General features: G+C 68.7%; 9 protein-coding genes. 8 read left to right on the top strand and 1 reads right to left on the bottom strand.

Translation table 11 applies throughout. The features are described 5' to 3' along the window. Nucleotides 1-97 precede the first annotated feature (97 nt). On the bottom strand, nucleotides 98-6,139 hold the full coding sequence (locus tag C7C57_RS13500) for a hypothetical protein (RefSeq protein WP_187976821.1): 6,042 nt from the start codon (nucleotides 6,137-6,139) through the stop codon (nucleotides 98-100). 375 nt (nucleotides 6,140-6,514) lie between these two features. Here C7C57_RS13500 and C7C57_RS13495 point away from each other — a divergent pair, with 375 nt between their 5' ends. The 8 genes from C7C57_RS13495 to C7C57_RS13460 all read left to right on the top strand — a co-directional run bounded on the left by C7C57_RS13495 (nucleotide 6,515) and on the right by C7C57_RS13460 (nucleotide 18,835). After that, nucleotides 6,515-7,975 carry an NAD(P)/FAD-dependent oxidoreductase gene (locus C7C57_RS13495; RefSeq protein ID WP_187976820.1) on the top strand — a complete coding sequence of 487 codons (1,461 nt, stop codon included), beginning with the start codon at nucleotides 6,515-6,517 and terminating at the stop codon, nucleotides 7,973-7,975. Between the two features lie 58 nt (nucleotides 7,976-8,033). Further along, on the top strand, nucleotides 8,034-11,066 hold the full coding sequence (locus C7C57_RS13490; RefSeq protein WP_187976819.1) for a DNA polymerase III subunit gamma and tau: 3,033 nt from the start codon (nucleotides 8,034-8,036) through the stop codon (nucleotides 11,064-11,066). A gap of 58 nt (nucleotides 11,067-11,124) precedes the next feature. Further along, a complete protein-coding gene (recR, locus tag C7C57_RS13485) occupies nucleotides 11,125-11,721 on the top strand; it encodes a recombination mediator RecR (RefSeq protein WP_187976818.1) in 597 nt (198 codons plus the stop codon). Between the two features lie 133 nt (nucleotides 11,722-11,854). Then, nucleotides 11,855-13,120, top strand: coding sequence for an aspartate kinase (locus C7C57_RS13480; RefSeq protein ID WP_187976817.1), 1,266 nt, complete (start codon nucleotides 11,855-11,857; stop codon nucleotides 13,118-13,120). A 198-nt stretch (nucleotides 13,121-13,318) separates the two neighbouring features. Continuing rightward, a complete protein-coding gene (locus C7C57_RS13475; protein ID WP_187976816.1) occupies nucleotides 13,319-14,374 on the top strand; it encodes an aspartate-semialdehyde dehydrogenase in 1,056 nt (351 codons plus the stop codon). Between the two features lie 63 nt (nucleotides 14,375-14,437). Further along, on the top strand, nucleotides 14,438-16,159 hold the full coding sequence (locus C7C57_RS13470) for a cell wall metabolism sensor histidine kinase WalK (protein ID WP_187976815.1): 1,722 nt from the start codon (nucleotides 14,438-14,440) through the stop codon (nucleotides 16,157-16,159). Beyond that, entirely contained in the window at nucleotides 16,149-17,360 is a 1,212-nt protein-coding gene (locus C7C57_RS13465) for a diguanylate cyclase domain-containing protein (RefSeq protein WP_187976814.1), read from the top strand. Before C7C57_RS13470 ends, C7C57_RS13465 begins: the two co-directional genes overlap by 11 nt. Further along, on the top strand, nucleotides 17,357-18,835 hold the full coding sequence (locus tag C7C57_RS13460; RefSeq protein WP_030149462.1) for a malate:quinone oxidoreductase: 1,479 nt from the start codon (nucleotides 17,357-17,359) through the stop codon (nucleotides 18,833-18,835). Before C7C57_RS13465 ends, C7C57_RS13460 begins: the two co-directional genes overlap by 4 nt. The last annotated feature ends 18 nt before the right edge of the window (nucleotides 18,836-18,853 follow it).

Genomic DNA, 18,853 nt, shown 5'->3' with positions numbered 1-18,853 from the left:
TTTCGAGAAAACCTCGTGCCGACCGGGGACCCCGGCCGGCACGAGGGGGAGAGCCGGTGCCGGGACACTCAGGGTGTCCCGGCACCGGCGGGGGAGACTAGTCGGAAACCTCCTGTTCCCGACGGTCACGGGTGCGCACCTGGTGGGTCAGCATCGCGGCGCCGAGCAGGAGCACGATGGTCGCGCCACCGATCAGGAACCACGGTACGTCGTTACCGGTGCCCGGGAGCCAACCGCTGGAAACGGTGGTCGGCTTACCCGATGCGGTGGAGGTCCCGGCGTTCGCGGCGGTGGTGCCGTTCGCGCTGGTTCCGCTGGCCGCGGTGCTGGCGTTGACGTTCGCGTTCACATTTGCGTTCGCGTTCGTGTTCGGCGTGGCCGCCGAGGTGGGGGCGCTCGCCGCCGCGTTGCCGTTAGCCGCGGCGTCGCTGGAAGCGGCGGCAGAGGCGGTTGCAGTGGCGGCGGCGTTTGCCGCTGCCGACGCGTTGCCCTGCGCCGCTGCGGATGTGGCAGCATCGGTGTTCGCGGTGTTGTCGCCGTTGGCGGCGGCAGCTGCGGACACGTTAGCCGACGAGTTCGCTGCGGTGGCCGAGGTTGCCGACGCATCCGAGGATGCGGTAGCGGTTGCGGCCGACTGCGATGCGGCATTGGCGTTGGCGGTTGCCGCGGCCGATCCCTTCGCCGTGTTGTCCCCCTGGGCGGCGGCCTGGGCCGCTGCCTGAGCCGCGGCGTTGTTGCTGCCGTTGGCGGATGCCGATGCCGCTGCCGAGGCGGCAGCGTTGGCGTTCGCCGTTGCCGCGTTCGGGTTGGCCGCGGTGTCCGCACCGGCGCGGGAGTCTGCCGCCGGGTCGGCTGCTGCCGAACCGGAGGCGTCAGCGCTGGCCGTCGCGATTGCCGCGGCGGATGCCGCAGCGTTCGGGTCGGCGGTTGCTGCCGCGCTGGCTGCACCGTTGGTGTTTGCCGTGTTGTTGGCGTTGGCAGCGGCCTGAGCCGATGCGGTCGCCGCCGAGTTGGCGTCCGGTGCCGAGTTAGCCGAGGCATCCGCGGATGCCTGGGCGTTTGCTGCCGACTGAGCCGCCGCGTTGGCGTTGGTGGTGGCCGCGGCCGAAGCTGCCGAGGTGCTGTTGCCGTTGGCAGCCGCCTGGGCTGCTGCCTGGGCACCGGCGTTGTTATCGCCATCGGCGTTCGCCGACGCCGATGCCGAAGCGGCTGCGTTGGTGTTCGCGTTGGCGGCCGGCGGGTTAGCCGCAGCATCCGCGTTGGTGGATGCTGCCGGGTCGGCTGCCGCCGAACCGGAGGCGTCAGCGCTTGCCGTCGCGATTGCCGCGGAGGAAGCCGCGGCGTTCGGGTTGGCGTTTGCTGCTGCACTTGCTGCACCGTTGGTGTTCGAGGTGTTGTCCGCGTTTGCGGCCGCTCCCGCGGACACGTTTGCCGAGGCGTTAGCGGTGGCGGTGGCATCGGCCGAGGCGGTGGTGGCTGCCTGGGTGTTTGCCGCCGACTGTGCTGCTGCGCTGGTGTTGGTGGTGGCCGCGGCGTTGGCCGCGGTGTTGTTGTCACCGTCGGCTGCGGCCTGAGCTGCTGCCTGGGCGCCGGCGTTGTTGTCGCCGTCGGCGGTGGCCGAGGCCGATGCCGAAGCGGCTGCGTTGGCGTTCACGTTGGCATCCGCGGTGGCGGCTGCTGCGGTGTTAGCGGTGGCTGCTGCACCCGGGTCGGCGGCGGCGTTAGCCGTTGCCGTGGCTGCCGCGCCGGGATCCGCGGTGGCGGTTCCGTTGGCGGCGGCGGTGCTGGATGCGTTGGTCGACGCGGTTGCGATTGCCGCGGCGTTTGCTGCGGCGTTCGGGTTGGCGTTGGCCGCGGCACTTGCTGCACCGTTGGTGTTCGAGGTGTTGTCGCCGTTTGCCGCGGCCTGAGCCGAGGCGGTGGCGGCGGTGTTGGCGTCCGGTGCCGAGGTTGCCGAGGCATCGGTGGATGCCTGGGCAGTTGCGGCTGCCTGGGCTGCGGCGTTGGCGTTGGCCGTGGCCGCGGCGGTTCCGACGGCGGTGTTATCGCCGTTGGCCGCTGCCTGGGCTGCTGCCTGGGCGCCGGCGTTGTTGTTGCCGTCGGCGTTGGCCGAAGCCGAGGCCGAAGCGGCAGCATTCGCGTTGTCCGTGGGGTTACCCGAGGACGTGCTGGTGCCCGACGGGTCGGCGTTGACCGATCCGTCTGCCGCGGCGGTGCTCGATGCGTTGGCCGATGCAGTTGCGATTGCCGCGGCGTTGGCTGCGGCACTCGGGTTGGCGTTGGCCGCGGCGGAGGCCGCACCGTTGGTGTTCGAGGTGTTGTCCGCATTTGCGGCCGCTCCCGCGGACACGTTTGCCGAGGCGTTAGCGGTGGCGGTGGCATCGGCCGAGGCGGTGGTGGCTGCCTGGGTGTTTGCCGCCGACTGTGCTGCCGCGTTGGCGTTGGTGGTGGCCGCGGCGTTGGCCGCGGTGTTGTTGTCACCGTCGGCAGCTGCCTGAGCTGCTGCCTGGGCGCCGGCGTTGTTGTCGCCGTCGGCGGTGGCCGAGGCCGATGCCGAAGCGGCTGCGTTGGCGTTCACGTTGGCATCCGCGGTGGCGGCTGCTGCGGTGTTGGCTGTGGCTGCCGCACCCGGGTCCGCGGTGGCGGTTCCGTTGGCCGCGGCGGTGCTGGATGCAGTCGCCGAGGAGGTAGCCGTGGCCGCTGCCTGGGCCGCGGCGTTCGGGTTGGCGTTGGCTGCCGCCGAGGCGGTGCCGTTGGTGTTCGATGTGTTATCCGCGTTCGACGCCGCCTGCGCGGACGCAATAGCGGCCGTATCGGAGTTCGTCGAAGCGTTGGTGGATGCTTCGGCGGTGGCCGCGGTGCTTGCGGCCGAGTTGGCCGATGCATCGGAGGCCGCCGAGGCGGTGCTGGTGGCATCGGCCTGAGCCGCTGCCTGGGCTGCTGCCTGGGCACCGGCGTTGTTGTTGCCGTCGGCGTTCGCCGAGGCCGAGGCGGAAGCCGCGGCGTTGGTGTTCACGTTGGCATCGGCGTTGGTCGCGGCCGCCGGGTTGGCGGTTGCGGTTGCGGCTGCACCCGGATCCGCGGTGGCGGTTCCGTCGGCGGCGGCGGTGCTGGATGCGTTGGTCGACGCGTTAGCGATTGCCGCGGCGTTGGCTGCGGCATTCGGGTTAGCGTTGGCCGCGGCACTTGCTGCACCGTTGGTGTTTGCAGTGTTGTCGCCGTTTGCCGCGGCCTGAGCCGAGGCGGTGGCGGCGGAGTTTGCATCCGGTGCCGAGGTTGCCGAGGCATCGGTGGATGCCTGGGCGGTTGCGGCAGCCTGAGCCGCTGCGTTGGCATTGGCCGTGGCCGCGGCGGTTCCGACGGCGGTGTTATCGCCGTTGGCCGCTGCCTGAGCCGCAGCCTGAGCGCCGGCGTTGTTGTCGCCATCCGCGTTGGCCGAAGCCGAGGCCGAAGCGGCAGCATTCGCATTCACGTTGGCGCCGGCGTTGACGGCGGCACCCGCATCGACGTTTGCATCGGCACCCGTTGCGGTGGCCGTTCCGTTCGCGGCGGCGTTGGTGGACGCATCCGAGGACGAGGTGGCGTTGGCGGCTACCGAAGCCGAGGATCCGGCGTTCCCGTTAGCCGCCGCCGTTCCGTTGGCGGCGCTGGTGCTGTTGGCGTTCGAATCGGCCGCACCGACCGCCGAGGCGTTAGCCGCGGAGTTCGCGGCCGTCTGCGAGTTGGCCGAGGCTGCGGTGGACGCCTGAGCGTTCGCCGCCGACTGTGCCGCCGCGTTTGCGTTGGCGGTGGCCGCGGCGTTGGCTGCGGTGTTGTTGTCACCGTCGGCCGCTGCCTGGGCTGCAGCCTGGGCACCGGCGTTGTTGTCACCGTTGGCATTTGCCGACGCGGCGGCCGAGGCCGAAGCGTTGACGTTTGCGTTGGCTGCGGCACCGGGATCCGTGGCGGCGTTTGCCGTGGCCGCTGCACCCGGGTCGGCGGTAGCCGTTCCGTTGGCGGCGGCGTTGGTGGACGCATCCGAGGACGAGGTGGCGTTGGCGGCTACCGAGGCGGCTGCCCCGGCGTTACCGTTGGCGGCGGCGGTTCCGTTGGCGGCGCTGTCGCTGGTGCCGTTGGAATCGGCAGCACCCACGGCGGACGCGTTAGACGCGGAGTTCGCGGTCGTCGTCGAGGTCGCCGAGGCGGTGGTGGACGCCTGGGCGGTAGCGGCCGACTGCGAAGCGGCGTTGGCGTTCGGGTTGGCTGCTGCCGACCCGGCCGCGGTGTTATCGCCGTTTGCCGCGGCCTGGGCCGCTGCCTGGGCGCCGGCGGCGTTGTTGCCGTCGGCCGCAGCCGAAGCGGCGGCCGATGCCGATGCGTTCACGTTGGCATCCGCGGAGGCGGCTGCGTTGGTGTTCGCGGTAGCGGTGGGATCCGCAGCGGCGTTCGCGTTTGCGGTCGCCGTGGCGTTGGCGGTGGCGTCGGCTCCACCGGGATCATCCGCGGCTACGCGGACGCTCGAGGAGGCGAACCCGATCGAGGCCACGTTCCCCAGGATGGGAAGGAGCGAAACCCCCAGTGCACGCACCGTACGCGAGTTGGTACCCAGGTCACCGGTGCCGTTAATAGGGGCTACGGTGGGCTGTTCGTTCAGACGAATGGCCACGACCTGGTTGAGGACACCACGCAGAATCGGGTCCAGCGCGGCGGTGACCGGAGTCACCAACGCCTGAACCAGCGGGGTCAGCGCGGGACCGATAGCGGTGATCGTGGCACGAAGAGCCAGACCCAGGGTCCCGCTCACGATGGTTGCCAGACCCGCCAGGATACCGTTGGTCAGCGGTGCAATGATCTGCCCAACGGGCAGACCGACCAGGGTCAGCGAGGACGTGTCGATGGTCAGCGGGGTCGGGTCCAGACCGCTCAGCTGAGCGAGTGAACCGTTGATCGTGATCCCGCCGTTCAGCGCACATCCCACAAGCGGAACACACGCACCCTGAATCTGAAGCGACATCGTCACAGACAGCGCGTTGATGGTTTCCAGGGTGAGTTCGGTTACCCGCTGGGTGATTCCGGAGATGGTGTTGGTTACCCCGGTCACGATGGCATTAATGACCGGTGCCGAGAGCAGCTCGGTGTTCGGGGGCAGATTGTTGATGTCGCGGCCGTCGAGGTCGCGCAGGATCTTGGCGAGGTCAACGCTGATCGCGCCGGTCCCGACATTCAGCGTCACGGCGCCGCTGGTAATCGGCGTTGCGATGAGCTTCTGAACCACCGTGGCTCCCACGGTGTCGAGACCATTGATCGCCACGGTCGGTGTGCCTGTCACGCGAAGCAGCCCAATGTTCACGGGGCCGATCTGGCCCAGGTTGAGCGCGTTGATCACGCTCGCCACGGCACCCAGGATGTTTGTGAGCGCACCACCGGGGCCGACCAATGAGTTCAGCGTGTTCGTGGTGGTTTGCACGGTGGTTCCGATGGAGGTGGTGAGGTTACCAACCAGCGGGCTACGCAGCTGCAGACCCAGCTGGCTCAGCGCGTACTGGCTCGACGTGGTGGCCGGGCCGGTAGCCTCAATCCGCGAGGCAAGGGCACCAATTTCCAGTCGTGCCTGATCCAGCACCGTGTCGGTGAGACCGGTGACCTGGAGCTGACTGAACAGTCGGTGCAGGTCGATGTAGGCCGGAGTCAGGCCGGATCCGTTGCCGCCGCTGACCGCCAGGCTTCCGTCGGCCTGGATCAGGCCGGAGGATGCGATCGCATTGGTGGCGGTGGGTGCCGAGGCAAAACCGCGCAGGGTTCCCAGCTGGCCCAGATCGATCAGGCCGGTGCCGGGCGGACCGATCAGCGGAAGCTGAAGCGAACCCAGGCCGACGTTGATGGCACCGAGGGCCCCCACGTTCAGGGCTTGGGTGTTGGCGGCCGGTGCCGACGGGTTACCCGCGACGGCCGTGCCGAGGTCCGCGAGCGGAATCGCGGAGTTGAAGAGTCCGCTGCGCAGGAACTGGCCCTGAGCCTCGGAGGCATCATTGGGAAGCGCAACCGCGGCGTTTCCCAGCGGGACCGCGATGAGCGCCCCTAGGGCAACCCCCGCGGTGGCTGTCAGGAGCCGGTTGCGCGTTCGGCGCTTCCTCCAGCTCGGTGGTGCATTTGTTCTCATCGAAGAATCCCCTTATTCGGATGAACGGTGACGCACGCGTACCCGCGCACGTGCGGACAGGCTAGCAATCCGGAAATTAGCCGTCCAGGGGGTCCCCCGGGCGGGGGACGGGGTGAAAAACCGGGTGAAAAACCGCGTAATTATCGCGTGGTGATTAGGAAAACCGGGTGTCACACACGGGTGGCGTCCCCCGACTTGGGGTAACTTTTTCGACGCTATTTGCCACCCTGTGTCACGTTTTGATCCGGGAGGTTTCGCGATGTTACGCGGGGTTGAAAACCGTGCGATCACGGGGTTTTTGAGGTTTGCATGGCGAGGAGACCACTCGCGGTCGGGCCTCCACCCGAACACGAGCCCGCGGCCTAGACTGACCCCATGACATCGGCGGCAATTATCGGAAGTGGCCCCAACGGTCTCGCGGCGGCGGTGACCCTGGCTCGGGCGGGACTCGACGTCACGGTTTTTGAGGCCGCGGACACCCCGGGTGGGGGGTGCCGCACCGAGGAGCTCACCCTTCCGGGATTCCTGCATGACTGGGGCTCGGCGGTGCATCCGATGGCGATGACCTCCCCGTTCTTCCAGGCCTTTGGGCTGACCGAGCGAGTGCCCTATGTGGTGCCCGAGATTTCCTACGCGCATGCGCTTGAGCCGGGGACCGTGGGCATCGCCTATCGTGATCTGGACCGCACCGCGGAGGGTCTTAGCGGCGACGGCTCGCGCTGGCGACGGATCTTCGAGCCCCTGGTGTCGCGGCTAGAACCCGTGGCCAACCTGATTTCGACGCCGCTGGGGAACGCCCCCGCCCATCCGATCCTGGCCGCGCGGCTGGGACTGTCGGTTCTCGCCGCGTCCCCGCTCGGGGAGGCGAGCGTGGGGCTGCGCTCGGAGGTTGCCCGCGCGATGTTTGCCGGGGTCGCGGCGCACGGTATCGGAAACATCCGTTCCCTGGCGCTCAGCGCCGTGGGTCTGATCCTCGCCGCCCACGCCCACGGTCCCCGCGGCTGGCCGGTCCCGATCGGCGGAGCGGGCGCGGTGACCGCCGCCCTGCTGGCGGATCTGGAAGCTCACGGGGGCCGCGTGCTCACCGGTACCCGAATCACGCATGCGGATGAGCTGCGCGGTTCCGACGCGATCATCTTTGATACCTCCGCACGGGACCTCGCCCACATCGCCGGGGACGTGCTGCCCGAGAAGTACTGCCGGAACCTGCGCTCATTCCGTTATGGGAATGGATCCGCGAAGGTCGACTTTGCCCTCTCCGAGCCCGTCCCCTGGCTGGATTCCGCGCTCAGGGACGCTCCCACCGTGCATCTCGGGGAGAGCGCGCGGAGCATCGCGCGCGCCGAAAACGCCGTGACGCGCGGAAACATGTCGGATCAGCCATATGTGCTGATTACCCAGCCCTCGAGTGTGGATCCCGGCCGTGCCCCCGAGGGGAAGGCCGTGCTGTGGGCCTATGTGCACGTCCCCGCGGGGAGCGATCTGGACCCCACCGACATCATCACCGCCCGGATCGAAAAGTTCGCCCCCGGGTTCCGTGACACGATTCTGGCCAGCGTGCACACCTCGGCCGCCCAGGTAGAGGCTCGCAACCCCAGCATGATTGGTGGCGACATCGGAACCGGGGCCACCGATCTGCCTCAGCTCCTGGCTCGCCCGGTCCTGGCCCGCGAACCCTGGCGAACCCCGGTGCCCGGCCTGTATCTCGGCTCGGCCTCGGTCCCGCCGGGCCCCGGCGTCCATGGTCGCGGGGGATTTGCCGCCGCCGGTGCCGCCCTGGCGGACCTGGGAATTCCGCTTCCGGACCTGGGATTTGGCTCCGGGCGTACCGTCTAGATCGGGAAATCCCGTTCCGGGGCTGGGATGGTCGGTGGTCCCCGATTAGACTGGGCAGGTGGTTACCGCTCTTTATCGCCGTTATCGGCCAGAATCTTTTGCCGAACTGATCGGTCAGTCTCAGGTGACCGATCCGCTGATGACGGCGCTGCGCACCAACCGCGTCAACCACGCCTACCTGTTCTCGGGGCCGCGTGGCTGCGGAAAAACCACCTCGGCCCGCATCCTTGCGCGCTGCCTCAACTGTGCCGAGGGTCCCACCGATACCCCGTGTGGTGTGTGCCCGAGCTGTGTCGAGCTCAGCCGTGACGGCGGCGGCTCGCTCGACGTGGTCGAGATCGACGCGGCGAGCCACGGTGGCGTCGAGGACGCCCGCGACCTGCGTGAGCGTGCGGTGTTTGCCCCCGCCCGCGACCGCTTCAAGATCTTCATCCTGGACGAGGCCCACATGGTCACGGCCAACGGCTTCAACGCGCTACTCAAGATCGTGGAGGAGCCGCCGGAGCACGTGAAGTTCATCTTCGCGACCACCGAGCCGGATAAGGTCATCGGCACGATTCGTTCGCGCACCCATCACTATCCCTTCCGGCTCATTCCGCCGGCACAGATGCTGGAGTATGTCGAGTCTCTGTGCGCCTCGGAAAAGATCGCCACCGAGCCCGGCGTGCTGCCGCTGGTTGTGCGGGCGGGAGGTGGCTCGGCGCGAGACACCCTGTCGCTGCTGGACCAGCTGATCGCCGGATCCGAAAACGACACGGTCTCCTATGAGCGAGCCGTTGCGCTGCTGGGATTCACCCACGGCGCGCTGCTGGACGAGGCCGTGGACGCGCTGTCGCAGCGCGATTCGGCCGCCGCCTTTGCCGCCGTGGATCGGGTAATCCAGACCGGTCAGGACCCCCGCCGCTTCGTCGACGACCTGCTTGAGCGCCTTCGTGACCTGATCGTGGTCGGGGCCACCGGCGATGCCGCCGCCTCGGTGCTGCGCGGGGTTCCGCAGGAGGACCTGGACCGGATGGCCATTCAGGCGGCCGCGTTTGGTCCCGCCGCCCTGAGCCGCACGGCCGATATTGTCAACGATGCGCTGGGTGAGATGGTGGGGGCGTCGGCGCCGCGCCTGCACCTGGAGCTGCTGGTGGCGCGCGTGCTGGTGCCCGGATCCGATGACAGCGAGCGCGGTGCCCTGGCCCGGGTGGAGCGCCTCGAGCGTCAGATCGTGACCGGCGGGGCGCTGCTCTCGGGCGCATCCATTGCCGATGTGCCCGGCGTGGGCGACCCGGCAACCGCCGGACTCAGCGGTGCCGACCTGGCCCGTGCCGCGGGCAAGCGCCCGGCGGCGCAGGCCTCCGACGCACCCGCCGCGGCGAACGCTTCGGCCCCGAGCGCTCCCGCGCCGCGGGCGGCAACCGTGCCCGCCCCGCAGTCGGCACCCGCGAGCCCGTCATCCGCGGGCTCGGCTCCCGCAACCCAGGTCCCCGCAACCCCGGCCCCCGCAACTCCGGCCGCGGCGGCCACCTCCGCGTGGTCCACCGCGAACATCGGACAGGGGGCGCCGTCGGCCCCCACCAGCGCCCCGTCGCCCCGCGCCGACGCGGCACCGGAGAGCGCGGCCCCCGAGACCGTCCCCCAGGCACCGGCCACACACGCCGCCCCCGCCCCGCGGGACCCCAACCGTCCCCTCGACTTCGCCCAGGTCCGCGACGCGTGGCCCGAGGTTCTGGACCACCTGGCCGCGGGCAAGCGGGCGTCCTGGATGGTCGCCAGCACCGCCACCGTGCGGGCGTTTGAGAACGACGTGCTGACCCTCAGCTTCCCCAGCCAGCTCGACGCCGAGGGCTTCCGTCAGCCGGCACCCAACGGTGAGGGGGTCAGCGCACACGTGCGCGCCTCGATCCTTGCGGTGCTCGGGGTGACCGTGAAGTTTATCGCCCGGATCGATGCGTCCCCGGCCCCCACGGTGATCCCGCCCGCCGTCATTCCGCCGGCGGCCTCGGTGGCCGCCGCGGCCGGGTCGACGGCCTCGGCTCCCGCGTCCACCGCGGATGGTGCCTCGGATGCTCCGGCCGACGGACCCGCCCGCTCGGCCGGCTACGCGGCGGCCCCCGCCAAATCCAACCCAGCCCCGGCCGCAGAGGCCGCAGTGTCGGCACCGGCCGCGCCGAGCATCGCCGACGCTCCGCCCACTCAGAGCACCGCGGCCGCCGAGAGTGCCGCGGCGAGCCCGGCGGTACCCGAGATGGTTCTGCCGGACGGGCTCACGCTGGGTCCGGCGGCAACCGGCTGGGCCGTGGCCGCGATTCCCGGATCCGCCCCGGCCGAGGGAACGACCGCTCCCGCGACGACCGCACGCCCGGCTTCCGCCGCCTCAACAACCACTCCCGCCGGCGGCGCCGCCACGACGGCACCGCCCGCGACCGCGCAGCCCGCGACCGCACCGGCGGCGGGCGCGATGGACGCCGAGGGCATCCCGTTCCCCGATGACAACGACGCCCCGCCGGCCGATGACGAACCGCCGTTCCCCGATCCCGGTGGCGGATTTGGCGGACCCCGCGAACCCCGCGGCACCCAGCCCGGTGGTGGCCAGCCCGGAAACAACCAGCCCGCAGCCTGGGCCCCGGCAGCCGTGATCCCTCCCGCCGCCGCGATCCCTCCGGGGGCTGCCATCCCCCCGGGTGCCACCAACCGCGCCCCGGCGGCACCGGGACGCTTCGCCGCCCTGTATAGCGACAACGCCCCCGCGGAGCCCGCCCTAGGTGGCCCCACGGTAGCCACCACCACCTCCGCACCCTCATCCACGACCCCGGGCGAATCGGCGACCCCCGGCGCACCCGCATCTGCCGGCGCATCCGCGTCCGCATCCCCGGCACCCGCCGACACGAGCGACCGGCCGATCGATGTGGGCTCGGACCCGCATCCGCCAATCCCCACCCCCACAGCGGCCACCGCGCCGCCTCGGGAGGCACCCACCGCCACCACGCGGTTTGCTCCGTCCTCGGGAAACCGCTACGGTGAGGCCGTTGTCCGCGAAATTCTCGGCGCGGTTTTCCTCGAGGAGCAGGCCTATATTCCGGCCACCCGCTTCGACCGCGGATAACATCCGGCACCCCACCGGAAAACGGCACGGCCAGCCCGTGCGGAGATAAAGGAACCACATGTACGAGGGAATTGTTCAGGAACTGATCGACGAGTTCGGTCGCCTGCCCGGAATCGGTCCCAAGTCCGCGCAGCGCATCGCGTTCCACATTCTGCAGACCGAGAGTGTCGATGTGGCACGGCTGTCCGAGATCCTCGGTCAGATTCGTACCCGCGTGCACTTCTGCGAGATCTGCGGCAACGTTGCCGAGCAGGAAACCTGCTCGATCTGCCGCGATCCGCGTCGTAACCAAACCCTGATCTGTGTGGTGGAGGAAGCCAAGGACGTGGTGGCGATCGAACGCACCCGCGAATTCCGGGGGCTTTACCACGTGCTCGGCGGCGCGATCAGCCCCATCGACGGTATCGGCCCGGATGACCTCCGGATTCGGCAGCTCATGCAGCGCCTCGCCGATGGCACCGTGGTGGAGGTCATCCTCGCCACCGACCCGAACCTTGAGGGGGAGGCCACCGCCACCTACCTCAGCCGCTTGCTCACCACCCTGGAGGTTAAGGTCACCCGCCTCGCCTCGGGCCTGCCGGTGGGCGGCGACCTCGAATACGCCGACGAGATAACCCTCGGCCGCGCGTTTGAGGGTCGCACCGTCATTGGCTAGGGCTCGCCGCATTTTCGAGGCGCTCACCACCACCCCGTGGTGCGTCTCGTAATATGCCGAGTTCGTTATTCAAGGCGATTTAGACTAAACATCCGGCGGGCCGTATGCCCGCACCATTCCCCAGGAGTATCACGTGAGCCTAATCGTTCAGAAATACGGCGGATCGTCGGTTGCCGACGCCGAGAGCATTAAGCGCGTTGCCAAGCGAATTATCGCGACCCGCAAGGCCGGGAACGACGTGGTTGTGGCCGTTTCGGCCATGGGGGACTCGACCGATGAGCTGATGGACCTCGCCCACGAGGTCTCGCCGATTCCCGACCAGCGCGAGCTGGATATGCTGCTCTCCAGCGGCGAGCGGATCTCGGTGGCGCTGCTGGCGATGGCCATCAAGTCGATGGGGCACGACGCCCGTTCCTTCTCCGGACCGCAGGCAGGTATGCGCACCGACACCCATCACGGGTCCGCGCGCATCGTCGAGGTGGATCCGGTTCGTCTGCGAGCGGCACTGGATGAGGGCGCGATCGTGATCGTGGCCGGATTCCAGGGTCTCTCCCTCGACACCGCCGACATTACAACCCTCGGCCGTGGCGGCTCGGACACCACCGCGGTGGCCCTGGCCGCGGCGCTGGACGCCGATGTCTGCGAGATTTACACCGACGTGGACGGCGTGTTCACCTCGGATCCCCGGGTGGTTCCGCTGGCGCGTAAGATCGACAAGATTACCGCCGAAGAGATGCTGGAGCTGGCCGCCAACGGCGCCAAGGTGCTCTACATCCGCGCGGTGGAGTTTGCGCGTCGTCACGGCGTCACCCTGCATGTTCGTTCATCATTTAGCAACAACGAGGGAACCCTCGTATACAACCCGAAGGAGGGTGACGAGATGGAACAGCCCATCGTCACCGGTGTCGCCACCGACCTGAGCGAGGCCAAGATCACCGTTGTGGGTGTCCCCGATGTCCCCGGTAAGGCCGCTCAGATTTTCAGCCTGATCGCCAAGACCGAGGCCAACGTGGACATGATCGTGCAGAACGTGTCGGCGGCGTCGACCGGTCTAACCGACATCTCCTTCACCCTGCCCAAGTCGGAGGCCCAGCTGGTGCTCACCGCGCTGCGCAACGAGCAGGAGGCCATCGGTTTCGTCTCGGTCCAGCACGATGACCAGATCGGCAAGCTCGCCCTGGTGGGTGCGGGAATGAAGGCCAACACCGGTGTTTCGGCCAAGCTGTTCCAGTCGCTGTCCGATGCGGGAATCAACATCGAGATGATCTCCACCAGTGAGATCCGCATCTCCGTGGTGACCCGCGCCGACTCGGTGAACGAGGCCGCCCGCGTGGTGCACTCGGTCTTCGGCCTGGACAACGACATCGAGGCCACCGTCTACGCCGGAACCGGTCGCTAACCGCCACCACCTCTCGTGTGGTGCGCCGGTCGATGCTATCGACCGGCGCACCGTCATATCCGTCACCATCGGATACAGGGCCTCCGCGCATCGCCGCCGAGCCATCCCCGCACCACCGCCGGGTGAGAATCCGCCCAGCCCATATTTTCGCAGCGTTACCGCTCGCTAGACTGAGCAAAAGCCAAAGGAGACACCGCAATGACCACTGGAGTACGCCTCGGTATCGTAGGCGCCACCGGACAGGTTGGCACCGTGATGCGCCAGCTGCTGCAGGACCGCAACTTCCCGATCGCCGAGCTGCGCCTGTTCGCCACCGCGCGTTCGGCCGGCAAGACCGTGCGCTTCGGCGACACCGACGTCGTGATTGAGGACATCGAGACCGCGGATCCCACCGGCCTGCAGATCGCCCTGTTCTCGGCCGGTGCCACCGGTTCGCGCGCCCACGCCCCGCGCTTTGCCGCCGCCGGCGTGACCGTGATCGACAACTCCTCGGCCTTCCGTGGCGACCCGGAGATCCCGCTGGTGGTTTCCGAGGTCAACCCGCACGCGCTGAACCACCTGCCCAAGGGCATCATCGCCAACCCCAACTGCACCACGATGGCCGCGATGCCGGTACTCAAGGCGCTGGACGCCGAGGCCGGGCTGACCCGCCTGGCGATCACCACCTTCCAGGCGGTGTCCGGATCCGGACTCGCCGGTGTGGCCGAGCTGGCCGGTCAGGCCCGGGCCGCCGTGGCCGATGAGAACTTCGAGCGTCTGGTGCACGACGGTTCCGCCGTGACCCTGCCCGAGCCCGCCGTCTACAAGCGTCCGATCGCCTTCAACGTGGTTCCGCTGGCCGGTGCCATCGTCGAGGACGGCGAGGGGGAGACCGACGAGGAGAAGAAGCTCCGCAACGAGAGCCGCAAGATCCTCGAACTGCCCGAGCTGCTGGTGGCCGGAACCTGCGTGCGGGTGCCCGTGTTCAGCGGTCACTCGCTCTCGGTGCACGCCGAGTTTGCCGGGGAGATCACCCCGGAACGCGCCACCGAGATTCTCGCCGGTGCCCCCGGTGTGGAGCTCAGCGAGATCCCGACCCCGCTGCAGGCGGCCGGTCAGGATCCCTCGTATGTGGGCCGGATTCGCGCCGACCAGTCGGCCCCGGCCGGCCACGGCCTGATCCTGTTCATCTCGAATGACAACCTGCGTAAGGGTGCCGCGCTGAACACCGTGCAGATCGCCGAGCTGCTCGCCGAGAAGCTGCTGGCCGACTAACGTTTGCCTGGAACGACCGGCGGCGGGGATTTTCCCCGTCGCCGGTCGTTGTATTCTCGGAGAATGCGCGCACCGAAATTCCCCCAGCCCTTCGCGGCAGATCCGCGCTCGGTCCGGGCCGGTGCACGCCCGCGAACGGGCCCGCTCACCCCCTCGCTGCCCGAGCACAACGGTCCGCTGACCGCGAGTAGCCGCGAGCGCGAGGTGTTCTTGACCCAGCTGCTGCTGGCGGTGGTGGTGCTGATCATCGTGACCGCCTCGCTGCTGCTGGATCCCGATGTGCTGCGCTCCCCGGTGATTCTGACCGGGGTGGGCCTGATCTTTTTGGCCACCATGATGGCGGCGATCGGGCGCTGGTCAAGCTGGCCGCGCTCACTGATCATGATCCTGCCGATGGTGGATATCGTGGCCATCGTGCTGATCCGCAACGGCGATGTGGCCCTGGGCGCGGGCCTGCTGCTGGTGTTCCCGGTGACCTGGCTGGCCGGGTACTTCGGGCGCACCGGCGCGATTGCCGGCCCGGCCTTCGCCTCGCTCCTGCTCTGGGTGATCGCGCCCGAGGGCCCGATGGGACTCCACGATCTGCCGCGCGTGCTGCTGCTGCCGATCACGCTGGTCTTCATCTCCACCGCGACCTATCAAAACACCCGTCGCAGCGCCGCCCAGCGGGCCCTGCTCACCCGCCAATCGGCGCTGATGACCCGCTCCTACGACGACGCCAGAATCCAGCAGGGCACGCTGGATACGGTCCTCAACGCGGTGCCCTTTGCCGTGGTCGCCTACGATGCCGAGGGAAACCGCGGACACCGCAATGAGGCGTTCCGGGTGCTCAAGCTGCGCTACGGCAGCCACAACACCGCGCACGCCGAGGGACGCCTGTTTGGGGCCGACCGGCGCACGATCCCCGATCCCGGCGACCTGCCGCTCGAGCGACTGCATCGCGGCGAGGAGTTCTCGGATCTGATCCTGTGGCTCACCTCGCCGCTGGCGCCCAGCATCGCCCTGGCGGTGTCGGGTCGTCAGCTGCCCGAGGGCGGATCGGTCCTGGTCCAGCGGGATATCACCTCCGAACTCCAGGCGCTGCGCTCCCGGGACGACCTGATCGCCTCGGTCTCGCATGAGCTGCGCACCCCGCTGACCTCGGTGATCGGCTACCTGGACCTGGTGCTTGATGATGACGGCCTGGACGAGAGCACCCGCAAGCAGATCGAGATCATCCTCGGAAACTCCGAGCGGATGCTGGCGATCGTCTCCGACCTGCTGCAGGCGGCGCGAGACTCCGACCAGGCCTTCGTGCTGACCCGCGGACACTGCGATCTGCGCGAGATCGTGGGGGAGGCCATCGCCTCGGCCGAGCCGGCGGCGGCGGACCGTAATGTGAGCCTGAGCATCAGCGCCCCCGACTCGGTTCCGATGAACGCCGACGGATTCCGCCTGCGCCAGGTGGTGGACAACCTGGTGAGCAACGCCCTCAAGTACAACCGCGACGGGGGCACGGTCACCGCCCGGATCGAAACCGATGATCACGGCGTCCGGCTGAGCATCGCCGACACCGGCCTGGGCATGTCCGACCAGGACCGCGCGCGGGCCTTCCAGCGCTTCTATCGCGCCGACGATATGCGCATTTCCACGATTCACGGGACCGGGCTGGGCCTGGCCATCTGCCGCGACATCATCGACCAGCACGGCGGATCGATCGAGGTGGCCAGCGAGCTGGGCATCGGCACGATCGTCACCGTAACCCTTCCCCACCACAGCGATCGGATCCCCGAATATGAACTTTGATGCGGCGACCCTGCAGCTGGTCAACGGCCTGATGGCGATCATCTGTGCGGTGCCGTTTGTGCTGCACACGGTGTTTCGGGGGCACGATCGTTCGGGGCTGTACTGGTCGCTGGGCTTCATGTCCGGGCTGGTGAGCGCCGGCTGCTACGCGGTCTCGGCGACGCTGAATGACGGCTGGATCATCCTGGCCGTGGCCAACGGCGCGTTCGCGTTCACCCTGGGTGCCGTCTGGAGTGGGACCCGACTGTTTAACGGTCGTCGCTCGCTGATCCAGCTGCCGATGCTCGGCGGGCTGATCTGCGCCGCCCTGGTTCCGCTGTTCTGGGCGGACCACGGGGTGTGGGCGGGGGCCGCCGGCTATATGGTCACCGTGGGAATCTTTGCCGGGCTGATCGGCTGGGAGGCGCTGCGTCCGCCGCTGCGCCGCAACGTGTATGCGCGGGTGTTTTCCACGGCGATGATCCTGGGCGGGCTGTACCAGCTGGATCGGGCGCTGGAGCTGACGGCCACCGGGGTCAAGACCATCGAGGGGAGTCCGCTCTACGGAAGCGCCACGGCCACGCTGGTGGTCACCGTGCTGCTGGTGATCTCCTCGATCTGCCTGACCGCGATCCGCGCCGAGCGTGATACCCAGCACCGTCTGGCCCCGACCCCGGGCGGGGGCGCCGTGAACTTCTCGATGGACGTGCTCTCGGCCCCGGCGTTTGTGGCCGGGGCGAAGGACCGGATGGTGCGCTCGCGCCAGCATGGAATCCGGGTCGCGCTGCTCCAGCCGCGTATCGACGGGCTCTCCGACTTCCAGGTCGCCTACGGTGCCTCGGCCGCGCAGGAGGCGATCCTGCGCTTTGTCGGGGTCCTGCGGGGCAGCGTCCCACCCACCGCGATCATCGGTCACCTGGGCGAGGGACACTTCGCCGTGCTGGCCATGATGGATGAGGTCACCACGGGGCGCGATGTGGCCCGCGGCATCCTCACGACCCTCGCCGAAACCCCGCTGGCCCCCGAGCGCGGGCTGCGGATGAGCGCGAGTGTGGGGGTGGCCGAGCAGGCCGAACCCGGGGTCGAGTGGGACATTCTCTGGGGCGCGGTGAACGAGCGCCTCGCCGCGGCGCGTGCCGACGCGGGAAACGTGATCGCCGAGGTGCGGGTTGCCCGGGACGGTTCGCGGGTTGATGCATTGGGGCATAAGCTAGCCTCATGACGACTTCACAGCCGGTCGACGTGGCTCTTATCGGCGGCGGTATCATGAGCGCAACGTTGGCTACTCTTATCTCCCGGTTGCAGCCGGACTGGTCAATCGAAATCTATGAGCGCCTGGGCGATGTCGCCCAGGAGAGCTCCAACCCGTGGAACAACGCGGGCACCGGCCATGCGGCCATGTGCGAGCTGAACTACATGCCCGAGGCCCCGGATGGCACCGTCAATCCGGCCAAGGCGCTGCAGATCAACGAGCAGTTCCAGGTGTCCCGACAGTTCTGGGCGCACCTGGTGCGCGAGGGTGTGCTGCACGACCCGAACACGTTCATCAACACCGCCCCGCATATGACCTTTGTGCACGGCGAGAAGGACGTGGAATACCTGCGCAAGCGCTTCGAGGCGCTGCGCAACGAGCCGCTGTTCCAGACCATGGAATACTCCACCGACACGCGCCAGATCAACGCGTGGGCACCCCTACTGATGACAAAGCGTCTGGCCGGCGATACATATGCGGCCACCCGGATGAGTGCGGGAACCGACGTGGACTTCGGTGCGCTGACCCATGAGCTGATGGACGCCGCGGTGACCTCGGGCGCCAAGCTGCGCCTGAACCACGAGGTGCGCGGGCTGAAGAAGCTGGCCGACGGGACCTGGCGCATCCGCTCGCGTGATCTGGTGGGACGCACTCCGCGCGAGATCAACGCCAGGTTTGTGTTTGTGGGTGCCGGTGGATGGGCGCTCAAGCTGCTGCAGAAGTCGGGTATCCCCGAGATCAAGGGCTACGGGGTCTTCCCGATTTCCGGGGCGTTCCTGCGCACCGACAATCCCGAGATCGTCGCCCAGCACTCGGCCAAGGTGTACAGCCAGGCCGCGGTGGGTGCCCCGCCGATGTCGGTGCCGCACCTGGATGCACGCGTGGTGGACGGCCAGTCGAGCCTGCTGTTTGGGCCGTATGCCGGGTTCAGCCCCAAGTTCCTAAAAAACGGGAACCTGTGGGACCTGATCACCCAGCTGCGTCCGGGCAACATCATCCCGATGCTTGCGGTGGCCAAGGACAACCCCTCGCTGATCTCGTACCTGCTCAAGGAGCTGACGGCCTCGCGGGCCAAGAAGCTCGCCGCGCTGCGCGAGTTCATGCCCACGGCCGAGGCCAAGGACTGGCACCTGATCGTGGCCGGTCAGCGCGCCCAGGTCATCAAGAAGGATCCGAAAAAGGGTGGAATTCTGCAGTTTGGGACCGAGCTGATCGCCGCCGGCGACGGCTCGATCGCGGGCCTGCTGGGTGCCTCCCCGGGAGCCTCCACCGCCGTGCCGATCATGATCGATCTGCTTAAGCGCTGCTTCCCGAACGAGTACCCGGGCTGGGAGTCGGAACTGACCAAGATGATCCCGACCCTCGGCACCAACCTCAACGACGATCCCGACCGCGCCCGCGCGGTGCTGGCCGAGACCGCCGAGGTTCTGCAGATCGAACTCTAGGCGGGTGCGTGGGGCGCT

The organism is Mycetocola sp. JXN-3 (assembly GCF_014522285.1).
GTDB lineage: Bacteria > Actinomycetota > Actinomycetes > Actinomycetales > Microbacteriaceae > Mycetocola > Mycetocola saprophilus.
Note: the sequence above shows the minus strand (reverse complement) of the source record. Positions and strands in the feature narration are given on the sequence as shown.

Coding starts and splice junctions, on each gene's coding strand:
- C7C57_RS13500 (WP_187976821.1), bottom strand. CDS start 6,139: ATGAGAACAAATGCACCACCGAGCTGGAGGAAGCGCCGAACGCGCAAC.
- C7C57_RS13495 (WP_187976820.1), top strand. CDS start 6,515: ATGACATCGGCGGCAATTATCGGAAGTGGCCCCAACGGTCTCGCGGCG.
- recR (WP_187976818.1), top strand. CDS start 11,125: ATGTACGAGGGAATTGTTCAGGAACTGATCGACGAGTTCGGTCGCCTG.
- C7C57_RS13475 (WP_187976816.1), top strand. CDS start 13,319: ATGACCACTGGAGTACGCCTCGGTATCGTAGGCGCCACCGGACAGGTT.
- C7C57_RS13470 (WP_187976815.1), top strand. CDS start 14,438: ATGCGCGCACCGAAATTCCCCCAGCCCTTCGCGGCAGATCCGCGCTCG.
- C7C57_RS13465 (WP_187976814.1), top strand. CDS start 16,149: ATGAACTTTGATGCGGCGACCCTGCAGCTGGTCAACGGCCTGATGGCG.
- C7C57_RS13460 (WP_030149462.1), top strand. CDS start 17,357: ATGACGACTTCACAGCCGGTCGACGTGGCTCTTATCGGCGGCGGTATC.